Origin of the sequence: Microbacterium sp. (genome assembly GCF_047602155.1) — a bacterium.
GTDB lineage: Bacteria > Actinomycetota > Actinomycetes > Actinomycetales > Microbacteriaceae > Microbacterium.
This window is the reverse complement of record NZ_JASGHZ010000001.1, coordinates 512018-530798: the sequence shown is the minus strand read 5'-3', so window position 1 is coordinate 530798 and position 18781 is coordinate 512018. Positions and strand designations below refer to the sequence as shown.

Sequence of the window (18781 nt, the reverse complement as noted above, 5' to 3'; positions counted from 1 at the left end):
AGCACATGATGACTACTTCGGATGCCGTCAGCATCCGCGGCCTGCGGGTGCGGCGCGGGCGCACCGAGGTCTTCGGCGGCCTCGACGTCGACATCGCGCGCGGCGCGGTGACGGGCCTGCTCGGCCCGTCGGGGTGCGGCAAGACGACCCTCATGCGCTCGATCGTCGGCGTGCAAAAGGTCGCCGGCGGCACCGTGACGGTGCTCGGCGAGCCGGCCGGGAGCGCGGGGCTGCGCAGGCGGGTCGCCTACGACACGCAGGCGGCATCCGTCTACGCCGACCTCACGGTGCGGCAGAACCTGCGCTACTTCGCCCGTGTGATCGGCGCGCCGCGCTCCGACGCCGACCGCGTCATCGCCCAGGTCGGGCTGGAGGCTCAGGCCGACCAGGTCGTCGGCTCGGTCTCGGGCGGCCAGGAGAACCGGGTGTCGCTGGCCGTGGCGATGCTCGGATCCCCCGAGCTCATCGTCCTCGACGAGCCGACGGTGGGCCTCGATCCGGTGCTGCGCGCCGAGCTGTGGGGCGTCTTCCGTGCCCTCGCGGATGCGGGGGCCACACTGCTCGTCTCGAGCCACGTCATGGACGAGGCCCTGCGCTGCGACCGCCTGCTGCTCATGCGCGCCGGACGTCTCGTCGCCGACACGACGCCCGCGGGGCTGCTGGAGGACACCGGCGCGAACGATCCGGATGCCGCCTTCCTCGCCCTCATCCAGCGCGCCGAGTCGGGCGCCGACGACGAGCATCCCCGGCGGCGCCGGTCGTCGAGCGCGGCGCATGGCGTCGAGCCGAAACGCCGGGACCGACGGGGCGGGGGTGCCTCGTGAACCCCTCCCGCACCTTCGCGACGGCCGGTCGCGTGCTGCACCAGCTGCGGCACGACCCGCGGTCGATCGCGCTCATGCTCATCGCGCCGAGCGTGCTGGTCGGCCTGTTCGCGTGGCTGTTCACCGATCAGCAGGGCGTGTTCGACCGGTTCGGCGGGCCGATCCTGGCGCTGTTCCCGTTCGTGATCATGTTCCTCATCACGTCGATCACGACGCTGCGCGAGCGCCGCAGCGGCACCCTCGAGCGTCTCATGACGACGCCGCTCGGCAAGGCCGACTTCATCGTCGGGTACGCCCTCGCGTTCGGGCTGATGGCGACCCTGCAGGCCGTCATCACGGTGGTGTTCGCCGTGACCGTGTGCGGGCTGCAGATCGACGGGCCGATGTGGCAGCTCGGGCTCGTCGCCGTCATCGACGCGATCCTCGGGACGGCGCTGGGCCTGCTCGCGAGCGCGTTCGCGCGCACGGAGTTCCAGGCCGTGCAGTTCATGCCGGTGCTCGTGTTCCCGCAGATCATCCTCGGCGGCCTGTTCATGCCCCGCGACCAGATGCCCGATGTCCTCCACTCCATCAGCGACTGGCTGCCGCTGAGCCACGCGATCGACGCGGTCAGCGCCGTCACGGCGGGCAAGGAAGGTTGGGACGACCTCTGGATGCCGGTCACCGTCATCGCGGCCTTCGCCCTCGGCGCCCTCGTGCTCGCGTCCCTGACACTGCGCCGCCGCACCCCGTAGTGCGGGTTGCGGCGTTTCGTCTCGCTCGCTGCGCTCGCTCGCTCAACGTCCGGGGGTTTCCGTGTCCGGTCGTTGAGCGAGCCTTCTGTCCGGTCGTTGAGCGAGGCCCGCAGGGCCGAGACGAAACGCAGAAACCCGCCGCGCTCAACAGCGGCGCAGCTTCGCCGCCAGCTCCTGCAACTGCGCGAGCTCGTCGTCGGTGAGCACCGCCATGCGCTCGGCGATCGAGCGCGCGTGCGCGGTCGCCACGCGCCGGAAGGCCGCCAGCCCCTCCGGCGTCGCACGCACGACGGCGCCGCGGCCGTCGAGCGGATCGGGGCACTTGGACAACAGTCCGCCGGCGACCATCCGGTCGACGAGGCGCGAAACGCTCGGCTGGCTGATGAGCATGTTCGCCGTCACATCGCGCAGCCGCGCCGCGTGGTCGTCGCCGCGCGTGACGGTCAGCAGCACGTCGTATTCGGCCTGCGACAGCTCGCCGTCGGCGAAGTCTCCGCTGATGTCGCCGAACACCTCGTGCTGCGCGCGGAACAGGCTCTCCCACGCGGCGATGGCCAGGCGACGGTCGGTCATGGCGTCAACTGTAGTGCGACGCGCGCGCCCTCTAGGGTGGGGTCATGCGACACCTGTGGTCGACTGTGCTCCTTGCGATGCTCGCGTGCGCGATCTGCGCCCCGGCCACCGCCGCGAACGCGACCGCACCACGCGTGGCCGACCCTCTGGCCGCCCCCCAGGCCGACCCCGTGGCCGCGGCATCCATCCGCCCCGCGGGGCTCGACGACTTCACGTTCGAGTCGATGACGGTCGACTACACGCTCACCCGTGCCGACGACGGCACGAGCCGCCTGCTCGTGGTCGAGCGGCTCGTCGCGGTGTTCCCGGATTACGACCAGAACCGGGGCATCCGGCGGCAGATCCCCGACACCTACAACGGTCAGCCGCTGAAGGCGCACCTCCTGTCGATCACCGACGAGGACGGCAACCCGCGCGAGAGCGAGCTCGAAGACGTCGACGGCGCCTTCTCGGTCGTCTCGCGCTCCGGCGGCTACGTGCACGGCCGGCAGACGTACGTCATCACCTACACGCTCGACAACGTCACCTGGAACTTCCCCGACACCGGCCTCGAGTTCTACTGGGATGTCAACGGCGTGGGCTGGGCGCAGTCGTTCGGGTCGGTGACCGCCCGCCTGCACCTGGCGCCCGACCTCGCCGCGCAGCTGACCGGCCGCATGTCGTGCTACCAGGGCTATCAGGACGCCACCGACGCCTGCGCCTCGATCGATCGGGCGATGGATGCGGGCGGCGACACCGTCATCACCGCCGTGGCGACCGGCATCCAGCCGTATCAGACGCTGACGATGGCGGTCGGGTTCGCGCCGGAGGCCTTCACCCTCTTCGGCACGTCGTATCTCGCGTCGCCGTGGGGCTGGGCGCAGGGCGTCGCCGGGCTCGGCGCGGTGGGCGCCGTCGTCGTCGCGGCGCGCCGGCGCCGCGGCGTGCTCGCCGACGCGCCGGGCCGGCCGACGATCATCGCCGAGTACGAGCCGCCGCCGGGCATCGACGCCCTGGAGAGCGCCGTGCTGCTGGGCCTCGCGACGAAGGCGATCCCGGCGGAGGTGCTCGAGCAGGCCGTCGTCGGCTCGATCCGCATCATCGAGGGACGCCGGGGCTGGACGGGCAAGGCGAAGCTGGTCGCCGAGCTCGTCGACCCGTCGCGCGCGGACGGCGACGGGCGAATGCTGCTGTCCGGGCTCTTCCCCGCGGGCACGCCGGGGGAGCAGTACGAGTTCGGCAGGCAGGACACCCGGCTGTCGCGGGTCGCGCAGAGCATCCTGGCCGCCGCCGAGTCGGAGCTGAAGAACCGCGGGCTGCGGAAGGCGGTACCGTCCGGCACGCGCGGCGTGCCCATCGCGATCGCCCTCGTCGCCGTCGTCGGGGTGTTCCTGTTCGGCGTCGCGGCGGGGGACGGGGGCGTGAGCGGGCCGGCGCCCGTGCTCGTGATCATCAGCGCGATCTTGGCGGTGGTGGTCGTCGTCGCGCTCTGCGCGCGCAAGCCGCTGACCGCGCGCGGCGCCGAGACCCGCGACCACCTGCGCGGGCTCAGGGAGTTCATCGAGTGGGCTGAGGCCGACCGCATCCGGATGCTGCAATCGCCCTCCGGCGCCGAGCGGGGCCCGGTGGACGTGAACGACCCTCGGCAGAAGCTCGCGCTGTACGAGAAGCTGCTGCCGTACGCCGTCGTGTTCGGCCAGGAGAAGGAGTGGTCGCAGCAACTCGCGGTGCTCTACGGCGCGGTGGGCGCGAGCGGGCCGTACTGGTACGTCGGCACCGGGTCGTTCGACGCGTCGTCGTTCGCGTCGGGCATCGGGTCGCTGTCGTCGGCCGCCTCCTCGTCGTCGTCGACGTCGGGCGGGTCGGGTGGCGGCGGCGGAGCCGGTGGCGGTGGTGGGGGCGGAGGTGGTGGCGGGGTCTGACCCCGTCAGGCCTCGGGCTCGCCGGCGTTCGGGGTGCGCACGGTTCAGCCCATGATGCGCTCGCGTGCGAGGGCGGTGAGTCCGGCGCCGACGAGCGAGAGCACCGCGGCGGCCACGAAGACGAGCCAGAATCCGCCCACGAGCGCCACGAGCAGGGCGCCGATCATGGGCCCGATGAGCTGGCCGAGCGCGGCGATGACGCCGACGACGCCGAGGTCGCGGGCGTGGTCCTTCTCGGTCGGCAGCAGATCGGTGGCGAACGCGAGCCCGACCGTCATGAACGCGCCGTAGCCGGCGCCCATGAGGGCCGCGGCGACCATCGTCATCGTGAAGGTGGGGGCGATCAGCAGCATGACGCCCGACCCGGCCTGCACGATCGCGGCGGTGACGGTGAGGGCGCGGCGCCGCCCCGTGCGGTCGGAGACGACGCCGGTGACGACGGATGCCGCCACCACGAACACCGTGTAGACCACGATGACCAGCAGCAGGTTGTCTTCGGCGGCCGACTTCTCCTGCCCGAGTCCGTAGAGGAGGAAGAAGAGGAACAGGCTCGTCGCGACGGCGTTGCCGACGTTGACGACGAGGCGACCGATCAGCATCCATCGGAAGTCGCGGTCGGCCCAGAAGGCGAAGCGGGGTTCGCCCGGGGCGCGCTGCGCGTGCGCCTCGAAGGAGGTCGCCGAGGGGTCGGGCAGGAGCAGTGCCGTCGCCGTGCCGATGACCGCGATGGTCACCGCCAGGGCGAGGTACGAGGTGAAGACGCTGAGCCCGACGAGGACGACGGCGGCGACCCCCAGGATGAGGCCGACCGCCTGCGCCGAGGATGCCGCGGACGACGCGGCGCCGCGCTGCGCCGCCGGCAGCTGGTCGGCGATCATCGCGGTGAACGCGGCCGAGGCGATCGCGATGCCCACCGACACCCCCACCCACGAGGCGCCGATCGCGAACGGTCCCGGGCCGAGGCCGGTGAGCACGAGGAAGACGGCGGTGATCCAGGTTCCGGCGAGGGCGAACGGGCGCCGCCGGGGTTTCGCTCCGCCGCGCCGGTCGCTCCAGGCGCCGGCGAGCGGCCCGGCGACGACGCCGACGAGTCCGCCGACGCCGAGCACGAGCCCGGAGTGCACGACGCCGTCGACCCAGCCCGACGCGCTGTCGGAGGTGTCGAGCTGCAGCGGCAGCAGCAGTTGCAGCGGGGTGAGCTGCACCGTCCAGATCGCCAGCCACGCGAGGGTGAACAGCGTGAACCACATCGCACCGACGCGGGGGACCGGAGTGCGGGTGCTCATGCGGGTCAGCATACGTCCGGGCGTGCAAGAGCGATGGATGCCGCGGCGCAAGAGTAAGGGCCGGTCGGAGAGGCTCCCGACCGGCCCTTGTCCCTTGCACCAAGAGTGTCCTGCAATCACATGCCGGTAGCTGCCACAGCAAAACAACTACCGTGCCAGCACTGTATAACGGACAGGTAACGGCCCACAAGGGGTTGTCGTTATCTTTTTGTGATTCAACGCCGACGCATAGGAAATGGTCAGACTGTCCTTCCTCACCGGACCCCTCAGCTTCTCGCCGGCTGATGATCGTCTCGAACTCCCCGTCGTGATCTCCCCCGTGCCGCTGCAACGCTTTGGCCGGCAGCGGACATGAACAGGGTGTTCAGATCAAGAGGGGAACACTCATGGACATGACCACAGACACCGACCTCATCGCCGCGCTGCGCGCGGCAGACCCCGCCGCGGCGACCGACGTCACCGGCGGACGAGCGCGCGACGCCGTCCGTCAAGCGCGACCCGTGCGCCGCCCGCACCGCGGGAAGATCCTCGTCGCCGCCGTGGCGGCGATCGTGGTGGTGGGGGTTCCGGCGGGAGCGGTGGCGACCGGGTTCGCCGCGCGCACGGGCTGGTTCGGGTCGCCGAACCCGGGGGATGACCGGGGCTCCGCCGTCAGCACGGAGCATGACGTGAACAGCGAATGGATCGACCTGGGCGCGTCCGATCTCGATGAGGTCGTCGCGTCGGTGTATCCCGAATGGATGCCGCTGGCTCCGGGCGTCACGCGCGAAGACCTCACCGCCCGTGTCGTCGCGATCATGACGGCGGATGGCGCCGTCGCGCCCGAGCTGCTGCTGCGCCGCACCTTCGAGTCGGAGTCGTACAGCGACTGGCTGGGCGCCTGGATCGCTGCCGATGGCGCAGGGGATGCCGCGGCGCGAGAGGCGGCGGCGCGCGTCATCGGCGCGGCATCGGATTGGCCGGCGCTGGTCGCAACGGACGGCGGCGGCGTGACGGACAGCATGCGCGCCTTCGCGGAGCGGATCGAGGACGGCGACGCCGAGGCCGCCCAGGCGATGGCGCAGCTCTGGGGCGCACCGGCGTGGGACGGGGTGGACCGGACCGGGCTGATCGACGAGATCTCCCAGTCGGATGGGGACGGACAGTGAGCACGCCCGCCGCCGACAGGCTCACGATGATCGAACGCAGCCACGCGGCGTCGGCCGACTCGAAGGCCGCGGAGCGGGCTTTCGAGGACGCGATCGCGGCCCTGGTCCCCGCGCTCCTGCGCTACTTCGCCCGCCGGGTCACGCCCACCGACGATGCGGCCGACTGCACGTCGGAGACCCTGGTCGCCCTGTGGCGGCACCGCTCCCGCCTCCCGCGGGCGGAGGACGAGCGCAGAGCGTGGGCGTACGGGATCGCCCGCAAGGTCCTCGCCAATTACCGGCGCGGAAGGTTGCGGCGCGACCGCGTCGACGATGCGCTCCGCGCCGCCGCAGCGGTTCCGGCCGCGCCGATCCCGGACGAAGCGTTCGTCGCCGTCGAGGCGCTGAAGCTCGTGCCCGCGCGCGACCAGGAACTCATCCGTCTCGTGGTCTGGGAGGAGCTCTCCGTCGCGGCGGCGGGGCGAGTGCTGGGGATCGGCGCCGCCACCGCACGCTCGCGCTACGCGCGCGCGCTCACGCGGCTGCGCGACGCGTACGAGGCTCTCCAGCCCTGAGCCGCCTCGATCGCCTGCACCACGCTTCGAGGGCGCCCCGGCATCCAGCCGCCAGGGGCGCCCTCCTCGTCGATCAGCGCCAGCTCACGGGTAGAGCTCGCCGGCGAACCACGTACCGGCGTCGATCCACTGCCCGTCGCCGCCCGACCCCCAGCCCTGGTTGACGTAGAACTGGGTGTCGGTGACCTCCTCGGACCACGACCACCACAGGAAGCTCTTGCGGACGGTGCGCTTCTGCCACCGGTATCCCCATGCCAGCGGATAGTGCGTGAGCCAGCCCGTGCCGATGACGGCGGGCGTCTTGCGGTACGCGATCGAGCTCGCGGCGTAGTTCGCCAGCCGCGTCTCATGGATGCCGAGCACGTTGTAGTGCGTGTCGAGATGCGCCCCGGTGCGCCCGTTCAGGTACTGCCATGCGCCCGACATGTTCCACGGAGCGGTCGCCCCGCTGCCGAACGCGCAGAACGTGCTCACCTGCCCGCGGATCTCGGCGATCATGTTCTGCACGCCCTGATCCTGCGTGGTCGGCGCCACCGCGTCGGCCCCGCGGCCGCCGTTCTGCCGGTAGATGCCGGTGCGCGGCGCCCAGTACGGCAGTCCCGAATGCGCCGTGCGGTCGGCCCAGCCGAACAGCATGCCCCACGCGACCGGTCCGCACCCGACGGCGCATCCCGCGAAGGAGAACTGGTAGTAGCGGGGCTGGCCATCGCTCGTCCCGGCCCAGAAAGTCGTCCATGCCATGGTTCCTGCTCCTCAGAAGACCGGTCCCAGGGGCGACGGCCCCGGAACGATGACGGTGGGTGCGTTCTGCGGGACGATGAAGAAGGTCAGCGTCTCCGACCCGCCCCCCGCGTAGCTCGCGTTCAGCTGGAACGTCGTGTCGCGGTCGTCGGTGCCGGCGTCGGTGGACACCTCGACCGACGGCGTGCCGGTCCGCGCGCCCGACATCGTCACCTTCACACGGTCGGCGGCCGGCCCGGTGACCGCCACCTTGCCGCGCTCCAGGAGCGGCACCGTGATGCTCTGCCCCGCGTGGATGCCCTCGCCGAATCTCTCGACGAGCGCCTCGACTCCCCAGGGATGCGCGGCCCGCTGCGCGAGCCCCGCCAGCTGCAGCCGGTACGAATCCGCGTACCCGTCCTTCAGCTCCTTCCACGAACGCCACGACGACAGCTCCACGGGGCGCTTCTCGCGCGAGGCGCGCAACCGCGCGCGCGGCGACTTCTCGGCATCCGGCTCCTGCACCGACAGCAGCACCCGCTCCGGATCCTTCGGCAGCGTCGTCGCCCAGCCCTGCGGCAGTTTCGCCGGGATCTTGTCCGGCGCGCCGGCGAGCTTCGGCGGCATCGTGCCGATGAAGCCGATCAGCGTGCCCGCGCGGTCTTCGGCGGCGTACGTGAGCGCGTCGATCTTGAAGACGTTCTCGGCCTCGCCGAACACCTCCAGCTGCCGGCTCGGCGGCGCGAGGTCGATGCTCAGGTGCGGCACCGGCACGTCGTGATCGCCCGCGGCGACGATGATGAAACCGCGGTCGAACTCCTTCGCCTCGGCATCCGGCACCGGCAGCGACGTCGTGACGCCGGTCACCTCGAACTCCCAGTACGCCACGCCGTCGAGGTCGGGCCGCCGCAGCGGCATGACCTCCGCCCCGAGTTCCGCGCGCGCGAGCCTGCGCTCGCCCGTGTCGGTCAGCGACTGCAGCGCGCGCAGCGCGCGCCGCCGGGCGTCGACCGGCACCTTCTCGATGGGTACCCTCATCGCGTTCTCCTTCGATCGTGCGGGTGTGCCCGCATCCGTTCCCCCGTAGGAGGAGAGGAGCGTCGAGGGGCGGAGATACATCCCGATCCGAGTGGGGGATCGCGCCGACCGGGGCGAGTGACCTATTCTGAGCGCATGCGACACTGGCCGTTCTGGCTCTCGATCGCGCTGACTGCGATTCTCGGCGCGATGTGGCTCGCGGGCTGGCACGAGGCTCTCGGGTGGATCGTGCTCGCGCTGACCCTGGGACCTCTCGTCTACGTGATCGTCGTGATCGCGTTCTTCAACGACTGGCGCCCGAGCGGGCGGGTGGACGAGCGCGACTGACGCTGCGGCCCGGTCACGACTGCCGTACGTCCTGCGGGCGCGGCCGCCACCCCGCCGCGGCCGCCGCCAGGATGCAGGAGCACCTGTGACGCATGTCAACTCGACTCGCCCGGAAGCCCGTTTCGGTCACACTGTGTCCTGCAAGTTGGGAGCCTGCCCGGCGTATCGGCCCGAGCCGGTGCGCGGTTCAGCGCGACGGCAGGGCGCAGGCGGCCGTCGCGCCCGGCAGCAGCCGGCGGTTGCGCGCGATGACGCGGTACCCGACACGGGCGAGCAGCCGCACGCCGGGCCACTGCAGCACCGCGCCGACCGCGCGCCACCGCCGCAGGTGCGCTCGCCGCAGCGCCGCCGCGATCGCCGCGGCACCGCCGCGTGGTGCTGCACTGGGTGGTGCTGCACTGGGTGGTGCTGCACTGGGTGGTGCTGCACTGGGTGGTGCTGCACTGGGTGGTGCTGAGCCGGCGGGTGCCGCGTCGTCGACGAGCCACACCGCGGTCTGCACCTGCTCGAGGCTCAGCCCGAGGGCGTCGAGCTCGGCGAACTGCCACGGCACGGTCTCGACGTCGGCGTGCCGGGTGATCCAGGCGGCCGCGCTCGTGCAGAACCCGCAGTCGCCGTCGAACACCAACAGAGCGGTCATGCCTCCAGCGTAGCCGCGTCCATCGCCCAGACGCACCGCCCGACGCGGCGAGGCGCCCGACGTCGAGACCGCCCCGTGTCGCACGGCGGCAGGGGACGGTCTCGACGATCAGTGGCGGCCTGGACGGGGGGATCCGGGCAAGGCGGCGCTCAGTACCAGCCGGTCGACTGCGAGTGGCTCCACGCGCCGCACGGGTTGCCGTAGCTGCCCGCGATGTACGAGAGCCCCCACGCGATCTGCGTCGCCGGGTTGGTCTCCCAGTCGGCGCCGGCCGAGGCCATCTTGCTGCCCGGGAGCGCCTGCGGAATGCCGTACGCGCCGCTCGACGCGTTGTAGGCGGCGGCGTTCCAGCCCGACTCGCGGTCCCACAGCGCCACGAGGCACGCGAACTGGTCGTCGCCCCAGCCGTAGCTCGCCGCCATCATCGCCTGGGCGATGCCCTGCGCCGAGGCGGGGTCGACGTTCACGTCGACGGCGGGAGCGGCAGCGACGCTCGCCGCCTGGGCTTCGGCCTCGGCCTGCGCCTGAGCCGCGGCGGCCTCGGCAGCGGCGGCCTCGGCGGCGGCCTGCGCGGCGGCGGCCTCAGCGGCAGCCTGCGCGGCGGCGGCCTGCGCGGCGGCGAGCGCCGTGCGCAGTGCGGCCGTCTGGCCGCGCACCGAAGCGATCTCGGCGTTCGCCTCGTCGGTCACCGCCGGGATCAGCATCGTCGGGGTGACCGAGATGGTCGCCAGCTTGTCGATGAGGGTGCCGAGCTTCGTCGTGTCGATCACGATGTCGGTGGTGCCGACATCCAGCCCGGATGCCGTGATGTCGAACGACACCCGCGTCGCGCCGTCGACGGCGGCCTGCGCCTTGGCGAGGGTGTTGCGTGCGTCGGCGGTGATGGCGTCGATCGAGGTCGTCGTCTCGGCCACGGCCGGCGCGTCGTCTGCGGCGACGGAGGGCAGCGACGCGGAGGTGGTCGCGACGACGCCGACGACGAGGCCGAGGCTGACGAGCAGGGACGTGGCAGGGCGGAACGGCAGACGGGGCATGAGTGAGTACTTCCGGTAAGTCAGCACCGCAGCAGCACGGATGTGGCCGGCGGTGTGCATCCTCGGGTGGACACGAAGGTCACAGCTTGGCAACGGTTTCTGGACGATCACGGCGCAATTCCTGGCAAAAACCTGAACGGATACGGTATCCCTTTGGGTCTACCGAGGCTTCCGAGCCCGGTATAGAGTCGCGTTCACAGGCGACTCCCAGGGAGAAACGACATGGCATCCACTACTGCAGCCGACATCGTCGAAGCCGTCGGCGGCCCCGGAAACATCACGAGTCTCACGCACTGCGCCACGCGGCTGAGGTTCCAGCTCGTCGACGGCGACAAGGCCGACAAAGGCGCCGTCGAAGCCGTCTCCGGCGTGCTCGGCGCCGTCCCGCAGGCCGGCGACCGCTTCCAGGTCGTGATCGGCGGTGGCGTGCAGACCGTCTACAACGAGATCATGGCGCTGCCCTCGATGTCGGGCGACCGACCCGCCCTGTCCGACGCCGACCTCAAGAAGGCGGCCCGAGAGGGCGGCGTGCGCGGCAAGGTCGCGTGGCTCGACTCGCTCTTCGAGTTCCTGTCCGACTCGTTCCGGCCGATCCTGGGCGCGCTGCTGGGCGCATCCCTGTTCATCACGTTCATGGCGCTGATGTCGACCCTCGGCGTCATCGGCAACTGGGCCGACCCCCGCACCGAGCTGCCGCCGTCGTGGCAGTTCGTCAACCTGATGTGGCAGTGCGTGTTCATCTTCCTGCCGCTCATGGTCGCCTACAACGCGGCGAACAAGCTCGGTGCCGACCCCTGGGTGGGCTTCGCGATCATGGCGGTGGTCATGCTCCCCGGCTTCACCAACCTCGCGACCCAGGAGGGCGCGCAGCAACTGCACTTCCTCGGGTCGGACATCACGACGATCCCGATCTTCGGCGTTCCCCTCACGATCTTCAGCTACAACTCGCAAGTGTTCCCGCCGCTGCTCATGGCGGCGGTGCTCGGACCGTTGTACAAGGGGCTCAAGCGGATCATCCCCGACAACCTGCAGCTGATCTTCGTGCCGTTCTTCGCGATGCTCATCATGATCCCGCTGACGGCGTTCCTGCTCGGCCCCATCGGCGTCTACGTCGGTGCGGCGCTGGCGAACCTGCTGAGCTCGATCAACTCGTTCTCCCCGTTCATCTTCGCGATCATCATCCCCCTGGCGTATCCGTTCATGGTGCCCTTGGGGCTGCACTGGCCGATCAACGCGATCATGCTCCTGAACATCCAGAACCTCGGGTACGACTTCATCCAGGGCCCGATGGGCGCATGGAACTTCGCCTGCTTCGGTGCGACCGCGGGCGTCCTGGTGCTCGCCTGGCGCGAGAAGGACAAGCAGATGACGCAGACCGCGACCGGGGCGCTCGCCGCGGGCCTGCTCGGCGGCATCTCCGAACCGTCGCTGTACGGCATCCATCTGCGGTTCAAGCGCATCTATCCACGGATGCTGGTGGGCTGCCTCACCGGCGGTCTCATCATCGGCGTCGGGTCGCTGCTGCTGGGGCTGGAGCACGGCATCACGACGCAGGCGTTCGTGTTCACGTCGCTGCTCACGATCCCGGCGTTCACCCCGATCGGGCTATACGGCATCGCGGTGCTCGGCGCGTTCGCGGTCGCGATGTTCCTCGTCATCATCTCGGGCTACAAGGATCCGCAGCCGGCGGTGGCCGCTGACGCGGCGGTGGCCGCTGACGCGGCGATGGCCGCTGACGCGGCGGTGGGTGCGGCCGCCGCGGCCGGCGGAGCGGCGCTCGCGGGGGCCGCGGGCGCGACCGCCGTGGCGACCGACCTCATCCAGGTCGCCTCGCCGCTCGACGGCACCGCCGTGGCGCTGTCGTCGGTGCCCGATCCGGTCTTCGCGGGCGGGGTCATGGGGCCGGGCGTCGCGATCGAGCCGACCGGCAGCACGGTGTACGCGCCCGGTGCCGGCCTCGTCGTGGCGGCGCAGCCCACCGGGCACGCGTTCGGACTGCAGCTGGACAACGGCGCCGAGGTGCTGATCCACGTCGGCATCGACACGGTCAACCTCAAGGGCGAAGGCTTCGACGTGAAGGTCGCGAACGGCGATCGCGTCGAGGTCGGCACCCCGCTCGTGACCTTCGACCGCGCCGTGATCGAGGCCGCGGGCTATCCGCTCATCACTCCCGTCATCGTGCTCAACGGCGACGCCTTCGACACCGTCGACCCGGTGGCGCTGGGGCCGGTGACGCACGGGCAGCCCCTGCTGGACGTGCAGCGGAAGGGCTGACGGCTGTCCGTGCGGCGGGCACGGCGGCTCGGGGGGAATGCCGCACGGCACGGCGGCTCGTGCGAGGCGGCTCGTGCGCGGCGGCTCTCGTGCCAAATGCAGGGCGGATCGCACTCTCCGGGCCTGGACGGGCTCGGATGATGCGGTTCGCCCTGCAATTGGCACGGGTCGGGTGGTAGCGTCGCGCCATGGCTGCCGAGTCCGACGCGCTGTTCTTCGCGGATGCCGCCGAGTTCCGGGCCTGGCTCGAAGAGCACCACGAGACGGCGACCGAGCTGTGGATGCAGCGCCGCCGCAAGGGCCACCCCGGGCTGTCGTACGAAGACGCCGTCGTGGAGGCGCTGTGCTTCGGGTGGATCGACTCCACGAGCCGCCGCATCGACGACGACGCGCGGGCGCAGCGCTGGTCGCCGCGCACGCCGTCGTCGAACTGGAGCGCCGTCAACGTCGCCCACGTCGAGCGGCTCATCGCCGAGGGGCGGATGCGCCCTGCCGGGCTCGCCGCCTACGAGCGACGCCGCCCCGAGCGCACGGGCGTGTACTCGTACGAGCAGCGGGCCGAGATCACGCCCGAGCAGGCCGCCGCGATCGCCGCGAACCCCGCCGCGCAGGCCTTCTGGGATGCCGCGACCCCCGGCTATCACCGCATCTGCGCCAACTGGCTGAGCGGCGCCAAGCGCGAGCAGACCCGCACCGACCGGCTCGCCGCGCTCGTGGCCGACTGCGCCGCCGGGCGGCTCATCCCGTCGCAGCGCCACGGCCAGGCCCCCGCCTGGGTCGCTCGCGCCGCCGCGGCGGCATCCGTCGACGACTGACGCGCAGCCCTCGCGGGCGGATGCCGGCCGCGGCCTGACCGGCGGGTGCGGGCGTTTCGTCTCGGCCGCTGCGCGGCCTCGCTCAACGACCGGTGGGCGGGGTGCCCTGCGCGGCGTCCGGGGCGCTACGCGCGGTGCGTGCGGTAGTAGTCGAGCAGCGCCCGGGTGGAGGCGTCCTGCGCCTCGAGCGCGGCGGCATCCCCCTCCAGCGCGGGGGCGATCTGCAGGGCCAGCTGCTTGCCGAGCTCCACGCCCCACTGGTCGAACGAGTTGATGCCCCACACGGTGCCCTGCGTGAAGGTGATCTGCTCGTACAGGGCGATCAGCTCGCCGAGCACCCGCGGGGTGAGCGCCGGTGCGAAGATCGACGTCGTCGGGCGGTTGCCCGGGAACGTCCGCGCCGCGACGAGGGCGCCGGTCGTGCCCTCGGCCTCGACCTCCTCGGCCGTCTTGCCGAACGCGAGAGCCTTCGTCTGGGCGAGGAAGTTCGCCAGGAACAGGCCGTGCACGTCGCGCCCGCCGTCCTCCAGCGCGTAGGCCGGGTTGGCGAACGCGATGAAGTCGGCGGGGATGAGCCGGGTGCCCTGGTGGATCAGCTGGTAGAACGCGTGCTGCCCGTTCGTGCCCGGCTCGCCCCAGAAGATCTCGCCGGTGTCGCTCGTCACCGGCGTCCCGTCCCAGCGCACGCGCTTGCCGTTGGATTCCATCGTCAGCTGCTGCAGGTAGGCGGCGAACCGGCTGAGCTGCTGCGCGTAGGGCAGCACGGCGTGCGACTGCGCGCCGAGGAAATTCGTGTACCAGACGTTCAGCAGGCCCATCAGCACCGGTACGTTGCGCTCGAACGGCTCGGCCCCGAAGTGCACGTCGACGGCGTGCATGCCGGCCAGCAGCTCGCGGAACGCCTCCGGCCCGAGCTCCACCATGAGCGAGAGCCCGATCGCCGAGTCGACCGAGTAGCGGCCGCCGACCCAGTCCCAGAACCCGAACGCGTTGGCGGGATCGATGCCGAACGCCGCGACCTTGTCGAGCGCCGTCGAGACGGCGACGAAGTGGTGGGCGACGGCATCCTGCCTCTGCGCGTCGTCGTCGCCGATCGCGCCGGATGCCGTCAGCCCCGCCCACAGCCAGTCGCGCGCGAGCCGGGCGTTGGTGAGGGTCTCCAGCGTCGTGAACGTCTTCGACGCGACGACGAACAGGGTCGTCTCGGGGTCGAGATCCTTCGTCTTGTGGGCGAGGTCGAACGGGTCGATGTTCGAGACGAACCGGGCCTCGATGCCGGTGGCGAAGGGCTCGAGCGCCGCCGAGATCATCGCGGGGCCGAGGTCGCTGCCGCCGATGCCGATGTTGACGACCGTCCGCACCCGCTTGCCCGTGATGCCGAGCCACTGACCGGCGCGCACCCGGTCGGCGAAGACCGCCATCGCGTCGAGCACGGCGTGCACGTCGGCGTCGACGTCCTGCCCGTCGACGACGAGCGCCGGCGCGGCGCCTGCCGGGCGGCGCAGCGCGGTGTGCAGCACGGCGCGGTCTTCGGAGGTGTTGAGGTGGTCGCCGCGGAACATCGCCGCGATGCGGTCGGCCAGCTGCACGTCGCGGGCGAGGGCGAGGAGGTCGCCGAGGATGTCGGCATCCACCAGGTTCTTCGACAGATCCACGTGCAGGTCGGCCAGCTCGAAGCTCAGGCGCCCGACGCGGTCGGGTTCGTCGCGGAACCAGCCGCGGAGGTCGGGGGCGAATCCGGCGGCGCGGGCGGAGAGGGCGGCCCAGGCGGGCGTGGCGGTGGCGTCGATGGGAGTGGTCACGCGTCCAACGTAGCGCGCACGCGGCCCGCGCACACCCGGCCACCGGGCGACGCCCACCAGAATGCAGGAGCACCTGTGACAGGAGTGACGGGGAGGGCCGTTTACGGCCCTCCCCGTCACAGGTGTTCCTGCATCTTTGCGCGCGCGGCGCCTCAGCCGGCGGATTGCAGCCGGACGAACCCGGCCGACAGGCTCACCGACACGCGGTGCGCAGAGCCCGGGTCGAGGCTGAGCCGGTTCTGGAACTCGCCCGCCGTCGAATCGCCGGTCACGTCGTAGACCGCGTCGGGGAGCGTCAGCACGAGTCGCCCCGCGCTGACGTCGACGCTCACGTCGCTGGGCGCGACGCCGGACAGTGTTGCGGTCATGGCGCCGGCGCTGAGCCGCAGGTCGGCCTCGTCGACGCCCGACAGGTCGAACAGGAGCCGGCCGGCGGCGGCGTCGGCGTCGACCGAGCGGGCCGAGCCCGACACGTCCATCGAGCCCGCGCTGAGGTCGAGGTCGAGCTCGCCGTAGCGGCCGTGTGCCCGCAGGACGCCCGCGCTGAGCGAGAAGTCCCCGTCGATCGCGGTGTTCTCCAGGGATGCCGGCAGCGTCAGCACCGCGGAGTCGCCGTCGTCGAACCACCGGAATCCGCCCCACCAGTCGCGCTCGGTCGCGACGGACAGCGTGTCGTCGTCGCGCGTGAGGCGCCAGTCGGACGTGTTGCCGGTGACATCGAGCCGGGCCTCGGACCCGCTGTAGACGACGGTGAGCTCGGCGGCGGCCACGTCGATGTCGAGCTCGGTGATGCCGGCGGCGTCGGCCGTGAACGACGTGGTCTGCGGGGAACCGCGCAGGGCGGCGAACACGCCGGTGAAGATGGCGCCGAGGATCAGCACGGTGCCGAACGCGATCGCGAGGACGGCGATGACCCGGGACGAGGCGCGTGTCGGGGCGGGCCCGCCGGCCGCGGCGGCGGGGGTAGGCGGCAGGGGCGGGGGAGTCAGGGTCGTGGTCATTGGAGTGCTCCGTTCGGGGAGGATGCCGCGCCGTGCTCGAGGTGGACCAGCGCGGCGAGCACGCGGCGGTTGCCGTGCTCGTCCTGTTCGAGGTCGAGCTTCTGGAAGAGGGACGTGATGTGCTTCTCGACGCTCGCCTCGCTGACGAACAGCGTCTGGGCGATGGCCTGGTTGCTCTTGCCCTCGGCGATGAGCGCCAGCACGGTGCGCTCGCGGTCGGTGAGCCGGGCCATCCGCTCGTCGCGGGCGCGGCGGGTGAGCAGCTGCGCGACGACCTCGGGGTCGAGCACGGTCGCTCCGGCGCCGATGCGCTGCACGGCGTCGAGGAAGTCGCGGACGTCGGCGACGCGGTCTTTCAGGAGGTACCCGAACCCGGCGGCCTGACCCGTGATCAGCTCGCTGGCGTAACGCTCCTCGACGTACTGACTCAGCACCAGCACGGGCAGCTCGGGCCGCGAAGAACGCAGCGCGAGCGCCGCCCGGATGCCCTCGTCGGTGAACGTCGGCGGCAGCCGCACGTCGAGGATGCACAGTTCGGGCGCCGCCTCGTCGACCGCCGCCGCGAGCCCCCGCGCGTCGGGGAGGGCCGCGACGACGGCGTGACCGGCATCCTCCGCGAGGCGCACGAGCCCCTCTCGCAGCAGCGCGGAGTCTTCGCAGATCAGGATGCGCACGGGACGCTCACCTCCAGGGCGGTCGGGCCGCCGGCCGGGCTGTCGAGGCGGCTCGTGCCGCCCGCCGCCGTGATGCGGTTGACGATGCCGTCGAGCCCGCCGCCGGGGAGCACCCGCGCCCCGCCGATGCCGTTGTCTTCGACGCGGGCCCAGATCGTCCCGTCGTCGCGGCTGCGGACGATGACGCGGGCCGCTGCGGCGCGGGAGTGCTTGGCGGCGTTGGTCAGCGACTCGGCGATCGCGAAGTAGACGGCGGCTTCGGCCGTGCGGCTGCACCGGTCGTCGAGGCGGACGTCCAGGCTCACCGGCACGTGCGAGCGGGCGGCGAGGGCGCTGAGGGCGGCATCGAGCCCGCGGTCGTCGAGGACCGATGCATGGATGCCGCGGGCCAGCTGCCGCAGCTCGGTGATGGCGGCCTTGGTCGAGGTGTGCGCCTCGTCGATGAGCTCCTTCGCGGCGGCCGGGTCGGTGTCGATCTTCTGCTGCGCGAGCCCGAGGGTCATGCCGACGGAGACGAGCCGGGGCTGAACGCCGTCGTGCAGGTCGCGCTCGATGCGGGTGCGCTCGACCTCGCCGGCGCGGACGGCGCTCTCGCGCTGCGTGCCGGCGGTGCGCGCCTGCTCGGTGAGCTGGGCCTCGCGGCTGGGGACGAGGATCGCGCGGGTCAGTACAGCGTGCAGCAGCGCGATGCCGGCGAGCAGCGCGAGACTCAGCACGATGCCGAGGATGCCGGCCGGGACCGCCCATTCGATCGCGACCGGGATGCGGAAGACCGTCATCCGCCACGAGGCGAGGTTGTGCTCCAGGAGCGGCGCGAACAGCAGCACGACGCTCGAGGCGAGCGTGCCGACGAGGGGGAGCACGGCCAGGCCCAGCATCGTCGCGATCGCCGCCGAGGCGATGCCGCGCCACATCGGGCCGTCGATGAACTGCTGCCAGAGGGTGCGCATCCATCCGCCGAGGCCGGGGCGGCCGCTGCGGCGCGTCGGCAGGGCCGGCAGGCCGTAGCCGTAGAGGCCGTCGACGCGCTCGTACTCCAGCCACGCGGTCGCCCAGAGCAGGCAGAGGAAGGCGAGCAGGAACAGGATGCCGATGCCCACGACCGGCAGCAGCCCGACGCCCAGGCTGAGGAAGGTCGCGAGGATCGAGAACAGGACGGAGCCGACGACGCCGACGGCGGCCAGCTGCGCGATGGCGCCGACGTGCCGCCCGATGCGCATGGCGCGCAGCCTCGTCGGGGCTGCGGGGAGGGGGACCGCTGCGGTCATGTCCTCCACGGTAGGGGCGGCGGCGGGGGCGCGCAGCGGAGGCACCCGGACGATCCGGTTCGGGATAACCCCACCCGGGTGGCGTCGCCGCCCGGCTCCCACGCGCGAACTCCGCAGATCATCGCGTACTCCGCAGCCGCAGGGGCTTTCGCCTGCGGAGTTCGTGCG

18 protein-coding genes are annotated in these 18781 nt (G+C 71.9%); 8 read left to right on the top strand and 10 right to left on the bottom strand.

Features of this window, described 5'->3' with window-relative positions; genetic code table 11:
- Positions 1–5 precede the first annotated feature (5 nt).
- A complete protein-coding gene (locus QM720_RS02545) occupies positions 6–824 on the top strand; it encodes an ABC transporter ATP-binding protein (RefSeq protein WP_415124593.1) in 819 nt (272 codons plus the stop codon).
- Positions 821–1558, top strand: a complete 738-nt coding sequence (locus QM720_RS02540) for an ABC transporter permease (protein WP_415124592.1) — start codon at positions 821–823, stop codon at positions 1556–1558. The genes QM720_RS02545 and QM720_RS02540 overlap by 4 nt, the downstream gene beginning before the upstream one ends.
- Before the next feature lie 144 nt (positions 1559–1702).
- On the opposite strand, the gene QM720_RS02535 is transcribed toward QM720_RS02540, so the two are convergent.
- Positions 1703–2131 (bottom strand): MarR family winged helix-turn-helix transcriptional regulator, encoded by a 429-nt coding sequence (locus QM720_RS02535; protein ID WP_415124591.1) that lies wholly within the window; start codon positions 2129–2131, stop codon positions 1703–1705.
- A 44-nt stretch (positions 2132–2175) separates the two neighbouring features.
- Between QM720_RS02535 and QM720_RS02530 the strand changes: the two genes are divergently transcribed.
- On the top strand, positions 2176–4032 hold the full coding sequence (locus tag QM720_RS02530) for a DUF2207 domain-containing protein (RefSeq protein ID WP_415124590.1): 1857 nt from the start codon (positions 2176–2178) through the stop codon (positions 4030–4032).
- 44 nt (positions 4033–4076) lie between these two features.
- On the opposite strand, the gene QM720_RS02525 is transcribed toward QM720_RS02530, so the two are convergent.
- A complete protein-coding gene (locus tag QM720_RS02525; RefSeq protein ID WP_415124589.1) occupies positions 4077–5318 on the bottom strand; it encodes an MFS transporter in 1242 nt (413 codons plus the stop codon).
- Between the two features lie 392 nt (positions 5319–5710).
- Between QM720_RS02525 and QM720_RS02520 the strand changes: the two genes are divergently transcribed.
- Both QM720_RS02520 and QM720_RS02515 read left to right on the top strand, forming a co-directional pair.
- Entirely contained in the window at positions 5711–6466 is a 756-nt protein-coding gene (locus QM720_RS02520; RefSeq protein WP_415124588.1) for a hypothetical protein, read from the top strand.
- The gene (locus tag QM720_RS02515; protein WP_415124587.1) at positions 6463–7020 is read left to right on the top strand and encodes an RNA polymerase sigma factor; all 558 of its coding nucleotides are present in this window, start codon (positions 6463–6465) and stop codon (positions 7018–7020) included. Before QM720_RS02520 ends, QM720_RS02515 begins: the two co-directional genes overlap by 4 nt.
- Positions 7021–7104: 84 nt before the next feature.
- On the opposite strand, the gene QM720_RS02510 is transcribed toward QM720_RS02515, so the two are convergent.
- Together QM720_RS02510 and QM720_RS02505 are read right to left on the bottom strand one after the other, a co-directional pair.
- Positions 7105–7761, bottom strand: a complete 657-nt coding sequence (locus tag QM720_RS02510; protein ID WP_415124586.1) for a hypothetical protein — start codon at positions 7759–7761, stop codon at positions 7105–7107.
- Positions 7762–7773: 12 nt separating this feature from the next.
- Positions 7774–8778 carry a hypothetical protein gene (locus QM720_RS02505; protein ID WP_415124585.1) on the bottom strand — a complete coding sequence of 335 codons (1005 nt, stop codon included), beginning with the start codon at positions 8776–8778 and terminating at the stop codon, positions 7774–7776.
- 135 nt (positions 8779–8913) lie between these two features.
- Here QM720_RS02505 and QM720_RS02500 point away from each other — a divergent pair, with 135 nt between their 5' ends.
- Entirely contained in the window at positions 8914–9105 is a 192-nt protein-coding gene (locus tag QM720_RS02500) for a hypothetical protein (protein WP_415124584.1), read from the top strand.
- Positions 9106–9292: 187 nt separating this feature from the next.
- Here QM720_RS02500 and QM720_RS02495 read toward each other — a convergent pair whose 3' ends face one another.
- Positions 9293–9745 (bottom strand): thiol-disulfide oxidoreductase DCC family protein, encoded by a 453-nt coding sequence (locus tag QM720_RS02495; RefSeq protein ID WP_415124583.1) that lies wholly within the window; start codon positions 9743–9745, stop codon positions 9293–9295.
- 149 nt (positions 9746–9894) lie between these two features.
- Positions 9895–10779: a lytic transglycosylase domain-containing protein gene (locus QM720_RS02490; RefSeq protein ID WP_415124582.1), complete on the bottom strand. Its 885-nt coding sequence runs from the start codon at positions 10777–10779 to the stop codon at positions 9895–9897.
- Positions 10780–11001: 222 nt separating this feature from the next.
- Here QM720_RS02490 and QM720_RS02485 point away from each other — a divergent pair, with 222 nt between their 5' ends.
- Both QM720_RS02485 and QM720_RS02480 read left to right on the top strand, forming a co-directional pair.
- Positions 11002–13053, top strand: a complete 2052-nt coding sequence (locus QM720_RS02485) for a glucose PTS transporter subunit IIA (protein ID WP_415124581.1) — start codon at positions 11002–11004, stop codon at positions 13051–13053.
- A 188-nt stretch (positions 13054–13241) separates the two neighbouring features.
- The gene (locus tag QM720_RS02480; RefSeq protein WP_415124580.1) at positions 13242–13868 is read left to right on the top strand and encodes a YdeI/OmpD-associated family protein; all 627 of its coding nucleotides are present in this window, start codon (positions 13242–13244) and stop codon (positions 13866–13868) included.
- A gap of 125 nt (positions 13869–13993) precedes the next feature.
- Here QM720_RS02480 and pgi read toward each other — a convergent pair whose 3' ends face one another.
- The 4 genes from pgi to QM720_RS02460 all read right to left on the bottom strand — a co-directional run bounded on the left by pgi (position 13994) and on the right by QM720_RS02460 (position 18613).
- Complete coding sequence (gene pgi, locus QM720_RS02475) at positions 13994–15670, bottom strand: glucose-6-phosphate isomerase (protein WP_415124579.1); 1677 nt, start codon at positions 15668–15670, stop codon at positions 13994–13996.
- A gap of 152 nt (positions 15671–15822) precedes the next feature.
- Complete coding sequence (locus QM720_RS02470) at positions 15823–16671, bottom strand: hypothetical protein (protein WP_415124578.1); 849 nt, start codon at positions 16669–16671, stop codon at positions 15823–15825.
- Entirely contained in the window at positions 16668–17345 is a 678-nt protein-coding gene (locus QM720_RS02465; protein WP_415124577.1) for a LuxR C-terminal-related transcriptional regulator, read from the bottom strand. Before QM720_RS02465 ends, QM720_RS02470 begins: the two co-directional genes overlap by 4 nt.
- Positions 17333–18613: a histidine kinase gene (locus tag QM720_RS02460; protein WP_415124576.1), complete on the bottom strand. Its 1281-nt coding sequence runs from the start codon at positions 18611–18613 to the stop codon at positions 17333–17335. Before QM720_RS02460 ends, QM720_RS02465 begins: the two co-directional genes overlap by 13 nt.
- Between the last annotated feature and the right edge of the window lie 168 nt (positions 18614–18781).